The following is a 19,301-nucleotide window of genomic DNA, read 5'->3' on the forward strand; positions in this document are numbered from 1 at the left end:
CTTGTCCTCCTCTATTTCCGGCGCCTGCCGGGCCACCCCGGTGTCGACTCGATTGCGGAACGGATGCGACCGACCAGCCGACCGGGCGCGGGTTCGGCATTCCCCGGGAGCGGTCCGGGCTGGGGGGCCTCGGGGAGCTGCGTCCTGAGGGGCGGGGCGGGCAGCGCGGCCCGGTCGAGTTTGCCGTTGGCCGTCAGCGGAAGGGCCTCGAGCACGACCAGCGCAGAGGGCACCATGTACTCGGGCAGCCGGGATGCCAGGGAGCGGGCGATCGCGGCGATGTCCGGCGTGCTGTCGCCGTGGGGGACGAAGTAGCCGATCAGGCGCTTTGCTCCCTGCCGGTCCTCGTCGACCACGACGGTGGCCTCGCGCACGCCTGGGGTATCGGCGAGGGCCGCCTCCACTTCACCCGTCTCGACCCTGAACCCGCGGATCTTGACCTGGTGGTCCGCCCTGCCGAGGAAGATCAGATCGCCCTTGCGGGTCCAGCGCACGAGGTCGCCGGTCCGGTACATGCGCTCCCCCGGTTCCACGAAGGGGTCGGGTACGAAGCGCTCGGCCGTCAGATCGGGCCGGCCGCGGTAGCCACGCGCCTGGCCGGCGCCAGCGAGGCAGAGTTCACCCGTCACGCCCGGGGGGACTGGCTGGTCCCACTCGTCGAGGACGTACAGCCGGGTGTTGTCCAGCGGACGGCCCAGGGGCACCGTGGCTCCCGGCCGCTTCCCCGCACGCCAAGGTTGCTGAGTGACGCACAGGGTCATCTCGGTGGGGCCGTAGGTGGTACGCACGACGATGTCCGGGCACGCGTCCAGTACACGGGAGACGGCCGCGGGAGAGATCACGTCCCCGCCGGTGGTCACCTCCGCCAGACCCCGGAACGCCTCGGGCGCGTCCTCCGCGATCACCCGGAAGAGTCCGGCGGTGACGCTGAGCCGAGTGATCCCCTGTTGTTCGATCAGCTCCTGCAGGCGGGCGGCGTTCAGCACGCCGGGCGGGGCGACCACGACCCGGCCGCCCGTCAGCAAGGGCGCCCAGATCTCGTACGTGGAGCCGTCGAACGCGTGCGGCGCCTGGAAGAGGATCCGGTCCGTACAGGTCACCTCCCAGCACGGGTCGAGGGCGAGCTCCACCACCCCCTGGTGGGTGATCTCAATGCCCTTGGGCGCTCCCGTTGATCCGGAGGTGTGCATGACGTACGCGAGGTCCGCGGGTCCCACGGCGGGTCGGGAGACCGGAGCTTCGGAACGCTCCGGAACACCGTCGGCCTCGCTGTCCACCCGCAGGATGTGCCGCCCTGCCCGCTCCTGTTCGGCGACCAGTTCGTGGCCGGCCAGCGCGCGGTCGACGAGCAGGGCCTCGGACGTGCCGTCGGTCAGGGTGGTCCGCAGATGGGCCGTGGGATGTGCGGTGTGCAGCGGCAGGTAGGCGGCACCTGCCTTGAGGACGCCCAGGAAGGCGGTCACGACGTCCGCCGAGCGTTCCATGAGGACGGGTACCACCGAGCCGGGACCGACTCCGGTGTCGGCGAGCGCGCGGACCAGCCGCTCCGCCCGAACGTCCAGTTGTCGGTACGTCAGTGTCGTGCCGGCCGACGCGACGGCGATGGCGTCGGGGCGCGCGGCGACCTGCTGCGCGAAGGCGGACAGCAGGGTGCCCTCGTGGCGCGAAGTGGCGGGCGTCTTGTTCCACCCCCCGAGCACCTGTCGGCGCTCCTCGGGCAGCAGCAGGTCGAACTCGCTGATCCGCCGGTCCGCGTCGGCCACGGCCTGCTCGAGCAGGCGGATCACACGTTCCCCCAGTGCCCGTGCCGTGTCCTGCTCGAACAGGTCGAGGGCATAGCGCACCAGCAGGCTCAGGCCGCCCGGATCCTCGTCGTCGGCTGTCCGGTCGTCGATCTGGAAGCCGAGGTCCACCTTGGCGACCTGGGAGCCGGCGGGGGTGGGAGTGCAGCGCAGTCCGGGCAGGCCGAGGTCGCCGCCGGTGTCCCCGGCCCAGGACAGGACGACTTGGAACAGCGGATTGCGGGAGAGCGTCCGTTCCGGCTGGAGCGCTTCCACCAGGCGGTCGAAGGGCAGGTCGGCATGGTCGTACGCGGCCAGGTCGGTTTCCCGAACCCTGGCGAGGAGGTCGGAGAACGTCGGGTCGCCCGACGTGTCGGTGCGCAGGACCAGCGTGTTGGCAAAGAATCCGACCAGGTCGCCCAGCGCCTCGTCGCCGCGCCCCGCGGTGATCGTGCCCAGCGGGATGTCCGGGCCTGCGCCGAGCCGTGTGAGGGTGGTGGCGAGCGCGGCCTGGAAGATCATGAATGTGGTCGCGTTGTGCCGCCGGGCCAGTTCGCGCATGCCCTGGTGCGTGGCGGCGCTGATGGACAGTTCGAGTGCCTCCCCGCGGTGCGAGGCCCGGTCCGGGCGGGGCCGGTCGGCGGGCAGGTTGAGCTCGTCGGGGATTCCGGCCAATGTCCTTCGCCAGTAGGCGAGTTGACGTGCGGCCTCGCTGTCGTCGTCCCCCTCATCGCCCAGCAGTTCACGCTGCCACAGCGTGTAGTCCGCGTACTGCACCGGCAGCGGTCCCCAGCCAGGTGCGCGTCCTTCGCGGCGGGCGGCGTAGGCCCTGGCCAGGTCGCGGTGGAGCGGGCGCATGGAGGTACCGTCCATGGCAATGTGGTGCAGCACCATCACCAGCGTGTACTCGCCGGGCCCGTACTCGATCAGGTGCAGGCGGATGGGGATGTCCTGGTCGAGCCGGAAGGGGCGGGTGCTCTCTGCCGCCACGACCTGTGCCACCTCGTCGGGTGCGCAGCGAGTGAGGCCTACGTCCGCGCCGGCTTCCTCCGGGGCGAGCACGCGCTGGACCGGTTCGCCATCGTGCTCCGCGAACACCGTGCGCAGGCTCTCGTGCCGCTCCACGAGATCGTTCAGGGCGAAACGCAGTGCTGCCACGTCGAGTTCGCCCTGGAGCCGGGTGACCATCGGGTCGTTCCAGAGGGCGCTGGTGCCTTCGAGCCGGTCCAGGAACCACAGGCGCCACTGCCCCGGCGACAGCGGCAGCCGTTCGGGGCGGGGGACCACCGGCCGCAGCCTCGGACGCGGCCGGCCGGTCGGCTCGCCCAGGCGCGCGGCCAGTCCGGCCACGGTGGGGGCCTCGAACAGAGCGCGTACTTCGACCTGCGCGTCGACGACAGCGCGGATGCGGTTGACGAGCCGGACAGCCAGCAGCGAGTGGCCGCCCAGCAAGAAGAAGTCGTCGTCGATCCCGACGTCCTGCAGGCCGAGGATCTCGGCGAACAGCCCCTGCAGGATGTGCTCGCGAGCGGTCCCGGGAGCCCGGCGTCGCTTCGGTGCCAGGGCGGTCGGTGCGGGCAGTACCGCCCGGTCGAGCTTTCCGTTGGCCGTCAGCGGCAGCGCCTCGACCACGGTCAGGGCCGAAGGGACCATGTAGCCGGGCAGCCGGGCGGAAACCTGACTGCGCACGGCGGCCACGTCGAGCGCAGCACCGGGCCGGGGTACGAGGTGGGCCACCAGCCGCCGGTCGCCTGGCTCGGGCTCCCACACGGTGACCGCCGCCTGGCGGACGCCGGGTACGCCGGCCAGTGCCGCCTCCACTTCTCCCGTCTCGACGCGGAAGCCGCGGATCTTCACCTGCTGGTCGTTGCGCGACAGGTACTCGAGTCGTCCGTCCCTACGGATGCGGACGATGTCACCGGTCCGGTACATTCTGGCGTCCGGGTCCCGGGCATCGGGTACGAAACGCTCATCAGTGAGGTCCGGCCTGTCCAGGTATCCGGCGCTCACTCCGGCACCGCCGATGTACAGCTCCCCGGATACGCCGATCGGTGTCCGTCGTCCGTGCGGGTCGAGCACGCTGACCGTCGTTCCGGCTATGGGACGTCCGATGGTGACGGCCGGGCTGCCGGGGTCGACGATGTCGCTGGTGGACCAGACGGTTGTCTCAGTGGGCCCGTACATGTTCCGCAGTTCCGCGTCGGTGTGCCGGGCCAGCCGCCGCACGAGTTCGACGTCCAGGGGCTCACCGCCGAGCAGGATCCGGCGCAGCGGGCGCAGTGCCTCGGGCGTCGGTTCGTCGAGCAGGGCCCTGGCCCGTGAGGGGGTGCACTGGAGGTGGGTGACGCCGAATTCCTGGATCAGGCTGGTGAGCGAGGTGTCGAAGGCGTGGTGGGGGGTGACCGCGGCGGGGGCGGTGGCCGGATGGCGGGCGGCCCGGCGACGCAGTTCGTTCAGCCGGGGCAGCGCCTCGAGGGCGGCTTGGGTGGGGACGCCGAAGTCGAGCAGGCAGGCGATTTCGTCCACGCCGATGGCACCGAGCCGCTGGACCAGGGGCAGGCACTGCTCGGGGGTTCCGATGAGCGCGCCGTCGTTGAGATAGCGGGCGCAGGCGTGGTCGAGAAGGGCCTCCTCGTCCTGCGGGGTGAAGTCGGCGGCGGAGAGGTCCATGCCCAGGCTGCGGGCCAGATTCTCGATCAGCCCGATCGAGGAGCGCAGATAGGCGCGAAATGGCTGCCAGGCGACCGCGTGCACGTCGGCGGCATCGGCCCCGATGTAGGTGTGCAGCATCACCGTGACGTGGGGTTCGCCCGGGTGACCGGCCTGCCGCCAGACCCCTTTGTACTCACTGATCCGCTCGGCGAGCGTGTCCACGTCCTGTCCGAGCAGATGCGTCAGCAGGCGCGCGCCCGACTCGCCGGCCCGGCGGCAGGTCTCCGGGTTTCCTGAGGAAGTGAGCCAGTACGGCAGTTCCGCCTGCACGGGGGTGGGCAGTACCGCGGTGTCCAGGGTGCCGCCGCGGGGCGCCGGGAAGGCGACGCGTTCGCCGCGCCACAGCCGGCGCACTTGGTCCATGCCTTCGAGCGTGAGGGCCTGCCGTTGGTCGTACGCGTTCTTGGCCAGGACGAAGTCGTCGATGTGCCAGCCGGAGGCGAACGACAGTCCGACTCGTCCGCCGGACAGGTTGTCGACCACGGCCCATTCCTCGGCCACACGCACCGGGTGGTGCAGGGGCATCACGACACTGCCGGCCCGGATCCCGACCCGTTCGGTGACCTGGGCGACCGCCGCGGCGAGTACCGAGGGGGCCGGGTAGGAGCCGCCGAAGGCGTGGAAGTGCCGCTCGGGCAGCCACACGGCGCTGAACTCGTGAGTGTCGGCGAACCGTGCCCCGTCCATCAACAGCCGGTACCGGTCGGGCCCGGGTGCGGTCTCCTCCGTGTCGCTCGCGAAGTAGAAGAGACTGAACTCAGGTGCCTTGGCAGGTATGGGCGGGGTCCGGGGTCCGGGGTCCGGGCTCAGCACCACACGGTGTCCCCTGCTGAGGGTCCACATCAGCTCAAGTACGGAGATGTCGAAGGACGCGCTGGTCACCGCGAGCCACGTCGGGCGCTCGTCGCTGTCACCGACTGCCTGGTCCATCGCTGCCAGGAAGGCGCTCAGGTTGCGGCGCCTGACCACCACGCCCTTGGGGGTGCCGGTGGAGCCCGAGGTGTGGATGACGTATGCAGCGCTTTCCGGATCGGGCGCCGCCGAGGGCCGGCTCTCGGCTGCCCCGGTGGGCGCCTCGGCCACGTCCACGTCCAGCTGCGGTACGTCGTCGGCGAGTACGCCGCGGGTGGCGGCGTGCACCAGGACGGTGGTCGGGGCGGCGTCGTCGAGCACGTACTGGGTGCGTGCGAGGGGATAATCGGGGTCCAGCGGCAGGTAGGCCGCCCCGGCGCGGAGTACGGCGAGCATGGCGGCGGGCAGTTCGGGTCCTCGCCGCAGGTACAGCCCTACCCGGTCTCCGGGGTGCACCCCGGCGGCACGCAGCCGCCCAAGGAGCCGGTCCACGAGCTGGTCCAGCTGACGGTAGGTGAGCGTGAGGCGGGCGGTGCCGTCCACGGTGACGAGGGCTTCGGCGTCCGGACGGGCGCGTACCGTCGCGGCGAATGCGTCGACGACGTCGGTCGCGTCGGTGGGCAGCTGCGGACCCTGGCCCATGGCGTCGAGTTGCGCGCGTTCCTCGTCGGTGAGTGCAAGCAGTTCGCTCAGCCGGAGATCATGGTCGGCCGTCCCGTGGCGCAGCACGCGCAGCAGGGCGTCGACGAGACCGCGGACGGAGGCCTCGTCGAACAGGTCACTGCTGTACTCGCAGATTCCGGCGGTGTTCGCGCCGTCCCGTCCGCATTCCAGACTGAGATCGGTTCGGCAGGTGCCGTTGTGGAGCTCGACCTGTTCCACGGTCAGGCCGGGCAGGGAGAACTGGCGCGCCGGTACGTTCCGGTAACCGAACTGCACCTGGTAGAGCGGGCCATGGCTGAGGTCGCGCTCTGGTTGCAGCTCACGCACGACCTGTTCGAAGGGCACCTGGGCGTGGGCGAGTGCCCCGAGGGCGGATTCGCGTACCCGTCCGACGAGACCGGCGAAGGAAGGGTTGCCGGACAGGTCCGTACGCACCACCACGCTGTTGACGAACATGCCGACGAGGTTTTCCAGTTCGGGCCTGTCGCGGCCCGCTGTCGGCACCCCGACGACGACGTCCTCCTGCCCGGAGTGGCGCATCATGACGGCCTGCCAGGCGGCCAGGGTCACCATGAAGGGCGTGGCGCGCAGCGCGCGGGCCGTGGCATCGACCGCTTCGGTGAGTTCCGTGTCCAGGACGAAGCGCACCTGCCCGCCGCGATACGAGGGCAGGGGCGGGCGCGGGCGGTCCGTGGCCAGGTCCAGCAGGCCCGGGGCACCGTCCAGCCGCCGTCGCCAATAGGCCAGAGGCTCAGCCATCGCCTCCTTGGTGGTCCGGGAGCGCTGCCACACCCCCCAGTCCGCGTACTGGAGGGGAAGCGGCCGGGGCTCGAGGTCGTGGTCCAGGCGGGCACGGTAGGCGGCGCACAGATCATCCACGAGGACACTTCTCGACCAGGCGTCGCCCACCATGTGGTGGTTCACCACCACGAGCAGCGCGCGCTGCGGTCCCGAGCGGATCAGCAGGGCTCGGAAGAGCGGGCCCTGTTCCAGGTCGAAGGGCCGGCCCGCCTCCTGCCGGGCGATTTCCTGTTCGGCGTCCGGTGCGTCGCCCCTGCCGGCGTCCAGCTCCACGATCCGCAGCACGGAGCCGACGGGTTCGAGGACCCGCTGCTGCGGAGAGCCACCGCTGTGCACGACCACGGTACGCAGGGCTTCATGGCGCACCGTGAGAGCAGTCAGGGCGGCGTCCAGCGCCGGCACGTCGAGCGCCCCGTTCAGCCGCAGGGCTACGTACTCGTTGAACATGGCCTGGCCAGGATTGAGCTGCTCCAGGAACCACAGCCGCTCCTGGGCCGCCGACAGCGGTGCGGGCGCGTCCCTGTCGCTGCGGGGCACCGGTCCGTCGGTCGGCTGCTCGTGCTGGGCGCCACCGCGGCCGCTCAGGCGTGCTTCGAAGAGGGCGCGCTGTTTCGGGCTGAGCCGGGCCAGCCGGTCGTTCCGCTCCTGGCCGCCGGTGTCCCGCGGCTTGTGGGGAGAGGCTGTCACTGTCCCTCCACTTCGGTGAGGATCAGCTCTTCGACTTCCGCGGCGAGGTCCGAGACACGGCCGCCCTCGAAGAACACCCGAGCCGGCACCTCGACCTCGAACTCTGCCCGGAGTCTGGCCACGATCCGCGCGGCGAGCAGCGAATGGCCGCCCAGTTCGAGGAAGTCGTCGTGGACGCCCACCTGTTCCACGCCGAGCAGTTCGGCGTAGACCTCCGCGAGCCACTGCTCGGTGCGGGTCCGCGGGGCTGTGTAGGCGGTGGACAGTTCGGGCCTCGGCTGCCGGGCCGTGAGGTGCGGTGCCTGCGCGGGAGCGAAGGCAACGGTGCCGTCGGCGGCGACGGTGGTCCCGGCACGAGCCACGACGGCCCTGCCGCCAGGCCCCTGGAGAAGGGCCGAGAAGGCCCGGGTCCCCTGCTCGGTAGTGAGGGCGCCGGCGAGCATGGTCTGCTGGAAGTCCCGGAGGTCCGCCGGCACCTGGGCCCGGCTCGCCATGCCGGCCTGACCCCACATGTCCCAGTCCACGGCGACGGCATGGCGCGGTCCCGTGGTGTTCTGGGACTCGGCGACCGCGACGAGATAGGAGTTGGCGGCCGCGTAGTCGGCCTGGCCGTAGGTGGGTACGAGAGTGGCCAGCGAGGAGCAGAGGACGAGAAGCCCTGCCTCGGCGGGCTGCAGTTCGGCCAGGAGGTTGCGCACGCCGGTGGTCTTCGGTGCGATGACGGCCCGCATCTGCTCGTCCGTGCGCAGGTCGACGGAGCCGCCACCGGGGACACCGGCGGCGTGCACGACACCGTCGATGGGTCCGAACCGTTCACGGGCCAGGTCCAGCGCGCGAGCCAGCGCCGCCCGGTCGGTGACGTCCGCCTGCACGGTGAGGACCTCGGCGCCGGACGCCCGCAGTTCCCGCAGGGCATCGGCCGCCTCCGCACCGTGCTCCTCGGGCGCTCTGCGGCTGAGCAGGACAAGACGGGCAGCGCAGACGCGTGCCAGGTGGCGGGCGAGCGCCAGGCCGATGCCGCCGAGACCGCCGGTGATCAGGTAGGTGCCGCCGTGGCGCAGGCGGCCGGGCGCAGAGCCGGGAACCGGGCGGTCCACGCGTTCGACCGCGCGGCCGAGCAGTCGGCCGGCGCGCAGGGCGACCAGCCCACCCGGAGCGGCGAGTGCGCCGGCGACGAGGAGCGCCGCGTCAGATGCGTCGGGGAAGTGACCACGCGGCAGGTCGAGTTGGGTGCAGAGCAGGTTGCCGTATTCCTCGGGCAGCACCTGCGCCGGGCCGCTGAGCAGGGCTGCCCGGGGGTCGGGCCGGTCCGCGGGGTCGGCTTGCAGCGCGCCCGAGGTGAGGATGCCGATCCGGACCTCGTTGACCACACGTTCGGCTGACAGGGCGCGGGCGAGCCGGACAAGCCCGAAGTAGCCGTCGGTCTCGTCCGGGCCGACGGTGTCCAGGCCCCAGGCGTAGAGGGCCGCGGTGGGCGTCCGTACCAGCGATCGCAGGTCCGCCAGAAGCTTGTTGTACTGGGCCTGGTCGTCCGGGTCGATCTCGTAGACGCCCCGGCGGACCCTGCGATACACCGTGCCAGGCTGTACGACGGTGACGATCTGTCCGCGGCTGGTGAGCAGATCCACCAGGGGCTGGGCCCGGCCTTCGCGGTCGAGCAGGACGAGCCAGGTCCACCGTCGGCCGCCGAGGGGGGCCTCGTCGGGTGCAGGCAGCGGGTGCCACACGGTCCTGGCATGTATGGCGTCAACGGGCTCCGTTTCCCCAACGGCAGGAGGCTCCTTGGCGAGCGGCCCACCGGGCGGGCAGGGTTCGATCCAGTGGGGCTTACGCTCGAAGGGGTATCCGGGCAGGGTGGTGACCCGTGCGTCGTCGCCGAGCGGCTCCCAGTCGACGGCGACGCCGCGGGTCCACAGGTCTGCCAGTGACAGGACCGCCCCGCTGGGCTCGTCCGCGTCCGACCTCCGTCCGCGCTGCGGCAACGGCGGGCGGGCCACGTGGTGCGGTGCGGCATCGGTGTTCCGGGCAGCCCGGACCAGATCGGTGAGCACGCTCCCGGGCCCGGTCTCGACCGTAACGAGGCCGTCGTCCAGCGAGGCGAGGGTGCGGAGCCCGTCGTGGAAGCGGACCGGGGAGCACATCTGCCGCGTCCAGTAATCCGGGTCGACGGCCTGCTCCGCGGAGATCCAGTCACCCGTCACGTTCGAGACGAAGGGGATGCGGGGCGCTTTGAGGGTGAGGGTGGCGAACTCCTCGGCGAGCCGCTCCGCGGCCGACGCGCACAGGGCGCTGTGGAATGCGCGGTCGACGCCCAGGCGTACCGGGTACGCGCTCTGTTCGGCCAGTGCGTCCATCGCCCGGTCCACGGCCCGCGCGGGGCCGGACAGCACGACCGCCCGCGGCCCGTTGACGGCCGCGAGGTCGAGCCCGAACCGCGCAGCGACCTCCAGCGCGTCGGCCTCGGGCAGCGATACACCGATCATGCCGCCGGGCTCGGTCCGTTCGAGCAGTCTGCCGCGCGCCGAGACCAGGGCCAGGGCGTCGGGGAGCTCCAGAACGCCGGAGAGCAGCGCCGCGGTGTACTCCCCCAGGCTGTGCCCGAGCAGCGCTTCGGGCCGGACTCCCCAGTGGTCCCACAGCCGGCTCAGAGCCCAGCTGACGGACATGACGGCGGGCTGGGTGACGGAGGTGCGGCGCAGTTCACCCTCGCTCCCTGTGCGCAGCAACTCGACCAGATCGATGCCCAGTTGTGGCTTGAGCAGGCGAGCGCACTCGTCGAGGGCGGCCCGGAAGACGCGATGTGCACGGTGCAGTCCGACGGCCATGGCGGGGAACTGCGCGCCCTGCCCAGGGAGCAGGAACCCGACCGGGGCGTCGTCGCGCGTGCTGGTCCCCACCACGCAGGCCCGCCGGTCCGCTCCGCGTAGTGCCCTGGCCGCCGTGGCGGTGTCGGATGCGACGACAACCCGTCGGCGGCGCAGCTGCCGACGTCCCGAGCGCAGGGTGCGGGCAATGTCGTCGATGCGCTGCTGCGGGTCGGCTGCCAGGTGGTCGGCGAGGCGGTCCGTCAGGGCGTCCAGCGCGGTTTCCGTGCGGGCCGACAGCGGCAGTGCCAACGGGAGGTCCACAGCCACGGAGGGCGGGCGCGGGGTGGGCGCCGGGGCCTCTTCGAGGATCACATGGGCGTTGGTGCCGCCGATGCCGAACGAGCTGACGGCGGCCCGCCTGGGCCCGTGGGCCGACGGCCAGGCAGTCGGCTCACCGGGGATGAAGAAGGGACTGTCGGCCAGTGCCAGATCGGGGTGGTGCGGCCCGGTGTGCGGGGATGCCGGGATCTGCTGGTGCACGAGCGTCAGAACGGTCTTGATCAGACCCGTCACTCCGGCCGCCGCGTCCAGGTGACCGAGGTTGGCCTTGGCCGAACCGAGCGCACACCAGGCCCGGTCGCTCTCGTCGGGCGCGGCCGCCCGGTAGGCCGCGGTGAGCGCGGCTACCTCGATCGGGTCGCCGATCGGCGTGCCGGTGCCGTGTGCCTCTACGTACCCGATGGTCCGCGGGCTCACCCCGGCCATTGACAGCGCCTCGCGGATGACCGCGGTCTGCCCGGCGACTCCCGGTGCCGTGTAGCCGGCCCGCTGGGCGCCGTCGTTGTTGACGGCGGAGCCGAGGATCACGGCGTGTACCCGGTCGCCGTCGGCGAGCGCGTCGGCCAGCCGCTTGAGGACGACCACGCCGGCCCCGTTGCTGAAGACCGTGCCGTTGGCGGCGGCCGAGAACGGGCGGCAGTGCCCGTCGGGCGACTCGATGCCACTCGCGGCAGGCAGGTAGCCGGAGCGATGGGGCACGGTCACCGAGACACCACCGGCGAGCGCCAGGTCGCACTCCTGCGAGAGCAGGCTCTGCACGGCCTGGTGGACGGCGACCAGCGAGGTGGAGCAGGCGGTGTGCACGTTGACCGCCGGACCGCGCAGATTGAACTTGTAGGCGACCCTCGGCGCGAGGCCGTCGGGGGCGTTCCCCTGGAAGATCATGGGTATGCCGAGCGAGGCCTTCACGTCGGTACGCGGCAGCAGGTTGTGGATCAGGTAGGTACTGAGCATGGAGCCCGCGAACACCGCCGCCGTTCCCGGGTACTGGTCCGGATCACAGCCGGCGTCCTCCAGGGCGGTCCAGGCGCACTCCAGGAAGATCCGCTGCTGGGGATCGATGACGGAGGCCTCGAGGCCGCTGTAGCCGAACAGCGGGGAGTCGAAACCTGCAATGTCGTCAAGGATGCCCTTGACCGGAACATAGCCGGGCTGTGCCGCATCCGCGTCCGGCACTCCGTCGGCGCGCAGTTCCTGCGGTGTGAAGCGGCTCAGCACCTCGCGGCCCGAGGCCAGCAGCTCCCACAGCGCGTCCGGCGAATCGGCGCCGGGAAAGCGCCCGGCCATCCCGATGATTGCGACCCGGCCGTCGGTGTCCTCCGGGCTCTCCGGGGCCTGGGCGTATGCGTTCAATGTCGGCTCCGTGGATGTCGTGGGGGGTGTCAGACGGCCATCAGGTAGCGCTGGAAGCGGGGCATGAGGATTTCCAGCGCCCGGATCTCGACCGGGGTCAGGTCCGGGTGCCAGATGTCCCAGAGCAGGACGGCCCGCTGCCGGGTGCCGCGGTTCCAGGCCTCGTGGATGAAGCTGTCGTCGAAGAGGATGACCTTGCCCTCCTCCCAGCCGCGTTCCTCCTCGCCGACCTTGATGCCGCAGCCGGGCGGGACGACGAGCGGCAGGTGCGCGGTGAGCAGGAGGTTGACCCCGCCGGTGTGCGGGGTGATGTGGACTCCGGGATTGAGCACGGTGAACATGGCGTCCCGGGGACCGTGCGGGGTGGCGTCCAGGGCCCGGCGGGTTGCGGGGCACCGCCTCCGCGCCTCGTCCCGCCAGGTCCCGTTTCGGTACAGCTGGTAGGTGTCCCAGCCTTGCCAGCCGAGTTCCTTGGTGTAGAAGTCCTCGAAGGGGGCGAAGGCCGCATGTGCTTCGCGGAGGGCGAGGAACTCGGCTCGGATGCTTGGGTATGCCGCCTCCATCTCGGCTGCCCAGGCCAGGTTGCCGGTGTCGTGCCAGGGCAGTGCGCTGATTTCCGGAAAGAACAGCCGGGTAGGCTCCTGGTCGTCGTGCAGATACTCGGGGATGCTCTGCCCTACGAGGATGCGCAGGCACTCCTCGACCCGTTCCAGGCCCTGCGAACCAAGGGTCTGCCGCAGCTCCGCCAGCACGCCGTCGATGTCCACGTCAGGAACTCCCTCTCGGTGCTCGTGTCGGTGCGCCCTTGTCGTCGGCCGGGCCACGGGCCCGTGCGCGGGCGCGCACCGCGGCCCGCCGGCGTGCGCCGCGCGGCTCGTCGGCGTCCGTCCCCGGCGAAGCGACCCCGGCCTTTGTCAGGCCCTCGGTGAACTGCGCGATGGTCGGCCGGGCGAACAGGTCCACAAGCGGGATCCGTCGGCCCAGTCGGCGGTTGAGCTCCAGTTGCAGGCGTGCCGCCCGCAGCGAATCGCCGCCCGCCTCGAAGAAGTTGGTGTGCCGTCCCACCGGGCCGCCGCCCAGCACCTCCCGCCAGGCGTCGGCGACGAGTTGCTCGACACCGGCGAGGGGCGCGCCCTCCGCGGCCGCTGGTGCTTCGGGCAGGGGCAGCCTGCCGCGGTCCCGCTTGTTGCTGCGGGTTCGGGGCAGCGCCTCCAAAAGCATCACGGTATCCGGGACCGCCGGCGCCGGCAGTCGAGCGGCGAGGTGGGCGCGCAGTTGGTCCGCGCGCACTCCCGGGTCGGCGACGGCGTACCCGACCAGTCGCTGCGTGCCGCCGACCTGGTGCACGGTCGCGGCCGCCTCACGTACCAGGGGGTGGCTTTCGAGGACGGCCTCGATGCCTTCCAGCTCGACGCGGCTGCCCCGCACCTTGACCTGGCTGCCGATCCGCCCGACAAAGGCGAGTTCGCCCGACGCCGACCAACGGCCGAGGTCACCGGTGCGGTACAGCGTGCCGCCGGACTCCCACGGGTCGGGAATGTAGGCGCGGGCGCTCTCCTCGGGCCGCCGGTGGTAGGCGCCGGCCAGGAAGTCGCTGCGCAGATGGATTTCCCCGGGGACGCCGACCGGGCACGGCCTGCCACGGTGGTCCAGAACCAGTGCCTGCCGGCCCGGGATGGCCACTCCGATGGGTACGGAGGCCGGGAACACCTCCTCGGGAGCCAACTCCCGGTAGGTGGCGATCACACATTCGGTCGGACCGTACAGGTTGTGCAGTCGGGGCCGGTCGGGGCGGTGCGCCCACGTCTCCACGAGCCTTGGGGGTACGGCCTCGCCGGCCAGTTGCACATGTTCGAGATCCGGCAGATACGCGCCGGTGCTCTCCAGCGCCTCGGTGATCAACTGAAAGAAGGCCGGTACCGTCCCGAGCCTGGTGATGCGCTCCGCCCGCAGCCATTCAGCGACCGCGAGCGGGTCGCGGCGCCGGTCCTCGGGCACGATGCACAGCGTCGCTCCGGCACACAGTGCGGCGAACATGTCGGAGTAGGCAGCGTCATAGGTGAAGGGGGCCCACTGCGCCACCCGGCCGCCCGGGCCGATTTCGTAGTACTCCCGTTCCCAGTCGGCCAGTTGAGTGAAGGTGGCGTGCGGCAGCACGATGCCCTTGGGAACACCTGTGGAGCCCGAGGTGTACACCAGGCACAGCGGGTCGTCACCCGTGACTGCAGCCCGCGGAACAGGAGCCAAGGATGACGTGTCAGGGACGGTCTCCGCCAGGGCCTGAACCGGTACACCGCCGAAGCTGCGGTCGGTCGGGTCCCACAGGTCCGGATGGGCGGTCAGAGCGTCCTGCGTGGCGAGGACACAGACGGGATCGGCATCCGTGAGCAGTTCGGACAGCCGAGGGCCGGGATCGCCGGGAGCGAGCGCGCAGAAGGCCGCTCCGGTCTTCGCCACCCCCAGCGCTGCGGCGGGCTGTATCGGTCCTGTGGGCAACAGGAGGGCTACGAACCGTCCCGGCTGCGCGCCCAGTTCGGCGGCCCGGCCCGCGATGCGGTCACTCCAGTCGTCGAGGTTCCCGTAGTCCACCGCAATGCCTTTGTGGCGCACCGCCACCGCGTCGCGATCGCGCCCGGCACGCCGCCGGAACACCTCGTGCACCGGCAGTGCGTAGTCGCGGCGTGCGGCGCCACGCGGCCGCACCGGCCGGGGATCCGGCTGCATGTCGTCCGTCAGGTCCACCGTGTCCAGGGAGCGGTGCGGGTCGTCGAGTCCGGCCGTCAGCAGGGCCAGCAGGTGGGTCACGAAGCGGCCGGCGGATGTCGGGCTGAACCGGCTGCCAGCGAACTCGAGATGTCCGTCCAGCCGGTCGGCGTACTCGTCGAGGGAGAGCGCCACCTCGTACTTGATCGCTCCCGTGTTCAATGGTTCCAGTCGGCCCCGGGCATCGCCCAGCGCGAGTTCGGCGGGCGGCGCGTCCTGCAGAGTCAGCGTCGCCTGGACCAGCGGTGTCCGGGCCGAGGAGCGGTCGAGCCCGAGACGGGACACCAACTGGTCCAGCGGGACGAGGGGGTGGTCGAGATCGCGAGCGAACGCGCAGGCGGTGCGGACGGCCAGTTCGGCGAAGGTGCAGGAGCCGGACAGATCCAGACGCACAGGAAGGAGGTTGGCCAACGAGCCGACCACCGCGTCGAGTTCTGGCCGGTCCCGGTTGGCCACCGGCACCCCGACGACCACGTCGTCCGCCCCGGTGCAGCGTCCCAGCAGCGCCCCGAACGCGGTGAGCAGCAGGGCGAAGGGGGTAACGCGCAGGTGTGCAGCCGTCTGCCGGAGTCGGGCGGTCAGCTCCTGCGGGAGCGAAGCGGGCAGCGAGCCATCCTGGCTCTGCTCCTGCTCGATGGGCAGATGCAGCACTCCCGAGTAGTCCTCAAGCCGGGTGCCCCAGTACGCGAGTTGCTCCGCACGCGCCGCCTCACCCGAGGGTGCGGTGGCAACGGTGGCGTACCGGGAGAAGCCGGCAGACATGGGGGGCGGGGCGGCCGCGATGCCGGTGTGGTGCGCATACAGCGCGGTGAGGTCGCGTAGCAACACGCCTGCGGACCAGCCGTCCACCGCGATGTGGTGGGCGCACAGAAGCAGTACGTCACCGCCATCGCCAAGACGCACCACGTGCACCCGCATCAGCGGCCCGGTGGACAGGTCGAACGGGCGGGCCGCCTCCGTCCGGGCCAGTGCCTCAACGGCGTCCTGCGCTTCGCCGCTCGTCTTGGGAGCGTCCAGCAGGGACAGCGGTACAGGGATGTGGGGTGCGGGCCACCATACCGGTCGGCCCTGGTGCAAGTCGCACCGGGCGGTGAGGATCTCGTGACGTGCGGCGAGGTCACGGAGGGTGGCTTCGAGTGCGGCGGTGTCCACCGGCCCGTCGAGGCGCACGCAGGCGGCCAGGTTGTAGGCGGGCGAGTCGGGGGCCAGCCGGTGCAGCAGCCACAGTTGGCGCTGCTGGTCGGTGAGCGGGACAGGTCCACCGGGCGCGGAGTCAGCCGCCGCCTCGGTCACGGGCGCGACGGCGTCGGCTGCCGCCCGCGCCAGGGCCGCCGGCGTAGGGTCCTGGTAGAAGGCGGCCAGCGACGGTGCGCCGCCCAGAGCAGCCCGCGCCCGGGCGAGGAGTCTGGTGGCGCCCAGCGAGTTGCCGCCGGCAGTGAGGAAGTCATCCGCCATGCGCACGCCTTCGGGGGCGATGCCCAGGGCCTCGGCCCACAGGTCAGCCACCGTGCGTTCGAGGGGGCCGGCCGGTTCGGCACCGGACGGTTCGGGTGTCGTGCCACGGGCCATGCGGACCAGGGCGGGGCGGTCGACTTTGCCGCTGGTGTTCAGGGGCAGTTCGGGCAGGACGACGAGGGTGCCGGGCACCACCGCGGTGGGCAGGCGTTGGCGCAGCCACTGCCGCAGCTGCGTCTGCAGATGCGTTTCGCCCCCGTCGGTGCCGGTCATCACGAAGGCCGCCAGGCGTGGCGGGCCCTCCGTGGCGCGGTCCGCCACCACGGCCGCGTGCCGTACCGCGGGATGGCCCTCCAAGGCCGCCTCGATCTCCCGTAGTTCGATGCGGTGGCCGAGGATCTTCACCTGTTCGTCGGATCGGCCGAGGATGACGATCCGCCCGTCGGGCAGATACCGTCCCAGGTCACCGGTGCGATAGACGCGGCCCCCGTGCGGGTTCACCGGATCCTGGACGAAGGCGGCGGCTGTGAGGTCGGGCCGGTTCCAGTATCCGGCGCTCACTCCGGCGCCGCCGATCAACACCTCGCCGACGCTGCCGGGGCGTACGGGCTGGTTGTCGCGGCCCAGCACGTAGCACACGGTGCGCCCCACCGGACGGCCCACCGTCACGGGCTCTCCCTTGGCGACGCGGCCGGCCGTGGACCAGATGGTCGTCTCGGTGGGGCCGTACATGTTCCACACTTCGCCGCACCACTCGAGCAGCCGGGCGGCCAGGCGGGCGTCCAGCGGTTCGCCGCCGCACAGCGCCCGCAGTCCGGGCCGGCTCGGCAGGACGGCGGAGTCCAGCAGGGCGCGCCACAGCGAAGGGGTGGCCTGCATCAGGGTGGCGCCGCTGTCGGTCAGCAGGGCCGCGAGTGCGTCGGCGTCACGCACCGTTTCACGGGGTGCGACCACGACCTGTCCGCCGACAGTCAGCGGCGCGAACAGTTCCAGCATGCTGATGTCGAAACCCACGGAGGTGACGGCCAGCAGGACATCGTCCGCTGCGATGCCGGGCTCACGGACCACGCTGTGCAGCAGGTTGGCCAGATTGCCGTGCGTCACGGCAACGCCCTTGGGCGTACCAGTGGATCCGGAGGTGTACATCAGGTAGGCGGGCTCCTCCGGGGCGGGCCCGTCCGGGTACGGCACGTAGCCGCCTTCGCCGTCGGCCAGAAGGGCGGCGGCGGCCAGTTCCGCGACCCCGCTGGGGATCTCGGGTGACGCGCTGTCCGGTCCGTCGATGATGACCGCCTTCGCCCCGCTGTCGCTGAGCATGTGCGCGACGCGCTCCGGGGGCAACGCCTCGTCGAGCGGAACCAGTACGGCCCCCGCCCGCCACACCCCGACCGCCAGCGGGACGAGCATCGCGTCGCGTCGCACGCGCAAGGCCACTCGGTCGCCGCGCCCCACCGCGTGCCATGCGGCCAGCCGGGCGGCCACCCGGTCGCCGACGGAGTCGGCCACGCCCCGGTTGAGCACCGTTCCCGGGGAGCGCACGGCGGACGCGGTCTTGTCCCGCAGCGCCATGTCCCGCAGCACCTCCGGTACGGCACCCCACGACGGAGGCTCCTGGGCGCAGGCGTTGAACTCCTCCACGATGCGCCGATGTTCCTGTCGCGTGAGCAACGGCAATCGGGTCAGGGGACGTTCGGCGTCCTCGACCACGGCGCGGAGCAGACACAGCAATGACCGGGCGAGGTCGTCCACCGTCGCGTCGTCGAGCGTTGCGGTCCGGTACTCCAGACTGAGATCCAGGGCGCCGGAGGGCCGGGGACGGACGAAGAGCGACAGGTCATGCTTGGCGGTGCCGCTGTGCGTCGACAGCGGGACGGCGCTGACTCCGGGCAGGTCGAGGGTGGTGGCCGGGCCGCTGTGAAAGGCGTACATCAGCTGGAAGACCGACTCCGCCTCGGAACCGAGGTCCTGGAGGACGAGGTCGAGCGGGGTGTCCCGGTGCCGCAGATCCTCCTTCAGGGTGGCCCTGGTTCGGCGCAGGGCCTCGCGGAAGGTCAACTGCGCATCGAGATCCGCCCTGTGGACCATCACGTTCAGGAGGGGGCCGACGACGCCGGCGAGGCCGGGGCGGCTCCTGGTGGCCACGGGCATGCCGACATTCAGGCTGTCTCTTCCGGTGCGGCGACCGACGACGGTGCAGAACGCCGTGAGCACCACGGTGGACAGGCTGGCCAATTCCGCACGCCCCAGCTCCGCGAGGCCGGCTGCCAGATCCGCCGGAACCGTGAACTCGTGCAGCGCGCCGCGTACTCGACCGCGACTCTCGTGCGGCGAGGTGTCAACGCCGGCCGGCGCAGCAGGAAAGTCCACCGCTGGGACCTCGGCGCCGAGGCGTCCGTGCCAGTACTGCAGGTGCCGCCCGGCGTCGAACTCCCCGTACTGCCAGGTCGCGTAGTCCCCGAGCCCGGGCGCGTCCGGCAGGGAACGCGACGGCGTCGTGTAGAGGGCCGCCACTTCGTCGAGAAACACGCCGAAGGCCCAGGCGTCGACCGCAATGTGGTGGGCTACGAGCAGCAGCACATGTTCGTCCGCCGCCACGCGGAACAGCAGCATCCGCGTCAGCGGGGCCCGGCTCAACTCGAACGGAGCGGTCGTGGCGGCATTGATCAGCTCGGCCAGTCGGCTTTCGCGTTCCGGGCCGGGCTGGTCAGTCAGATCGACCTGCTCCACCTGGGTGGGCGGAGTACCGGGAAACAGCTGCACCGGCTCGCCGTCGGGGCCGTCGACGACGCAGGAGCAAAGGGATTCATGCCGGCCGGTCACCTCGGTCAGCGCGCGCACCAATCGGTCAGCGTCGAGTGCTCCGCTCAGACGGAAGGCGGCGCTCTCGTTGTGCAGCGCGCTGCCCGGCCGTACCTGTTCGGCTCGCCAGATGGCCCGCTGCGCATACGTCAGCGGGGCCCAGCCGCTTTCCGGCCGCGTCGGAAGCGACCGCCCACCAGAACCCGGAACTCCTACCGACATGCGCATTCCATCAAATTCCTCAGTTCGTAGCCAACCCAGCACCAAGAATGCGCCAAAGCAGTCGATG

At 71.5% G+C, this 19,301-nt stretch carries 4 protein-coding genes; all 4 read right to left on the reverse strand.

Going from position 1 to position 19,301, the window contains the following annotated elements; translation table 11 throughout:
• Positions 1-11: 11 nt before the first annotated feature.
• Genes ACZ7HQ_RS36705 through ACZ7HQ_RS36720 form a run of 4 tightly spaced genes read right to left on the reverse strand, consistent with a single transcriptional unit; the run spans position 12 to position 19,234 of the window.
• Positions 12-7,496: an amino acid adenylation domain-containing protein gene (locus ACZ7HQ_RS36705; protein ID WP_470999500.1), complete on the reverse strand. Its 7,485-nt coding sequence runs from the start codon at positions 7,494-7,496 to the stop codon at positions 12-14.
• Entirely contained in the window at positions 7,493-11,995 is a 4,503-nt protein-coding gene (locus ACZ7HQ_RS36710) for a type I polyketide synthase (protein WP_470999502.1), read from the reverse strand. The genes ACZ7HQ_RS36705 and ACZ7HQ_RS36710 overlap by 4 nt, the downstream gene beginning before the upstream one ends.
• 29 nt (positions 11,996-12,024) lie before the next feature.
• Complete coding sequence (locus ACZ7HQ_RS36715; protein ID WP_470999504.1) at positions 12,025-12,762, reverse strand: aspartyl/asparaginyl beta-hydroxylase domain-containing protein; 738 nt, start codon at positions 12,760-12,762, stop codon at positions 12,025-12,027.
• Position 12,763: 1 nt separating this feature from the next.
• Positions 12,764-19,234, reverse strand: a complete 6,471-nt coding sequence (locus tag ACZ7HQ_RS36720; protein WP_470999507.1) for an amino acid adenylation domain-containing protein — start codon at positions 19,232-19,234, stop codon at positions 12,764-12,766.
• Positions 19,235-19,301: the final 67 nt, after the last annotated feature.

The organism is Streptomyces sp. NPDC037290 (assembly GCF_055603245.1).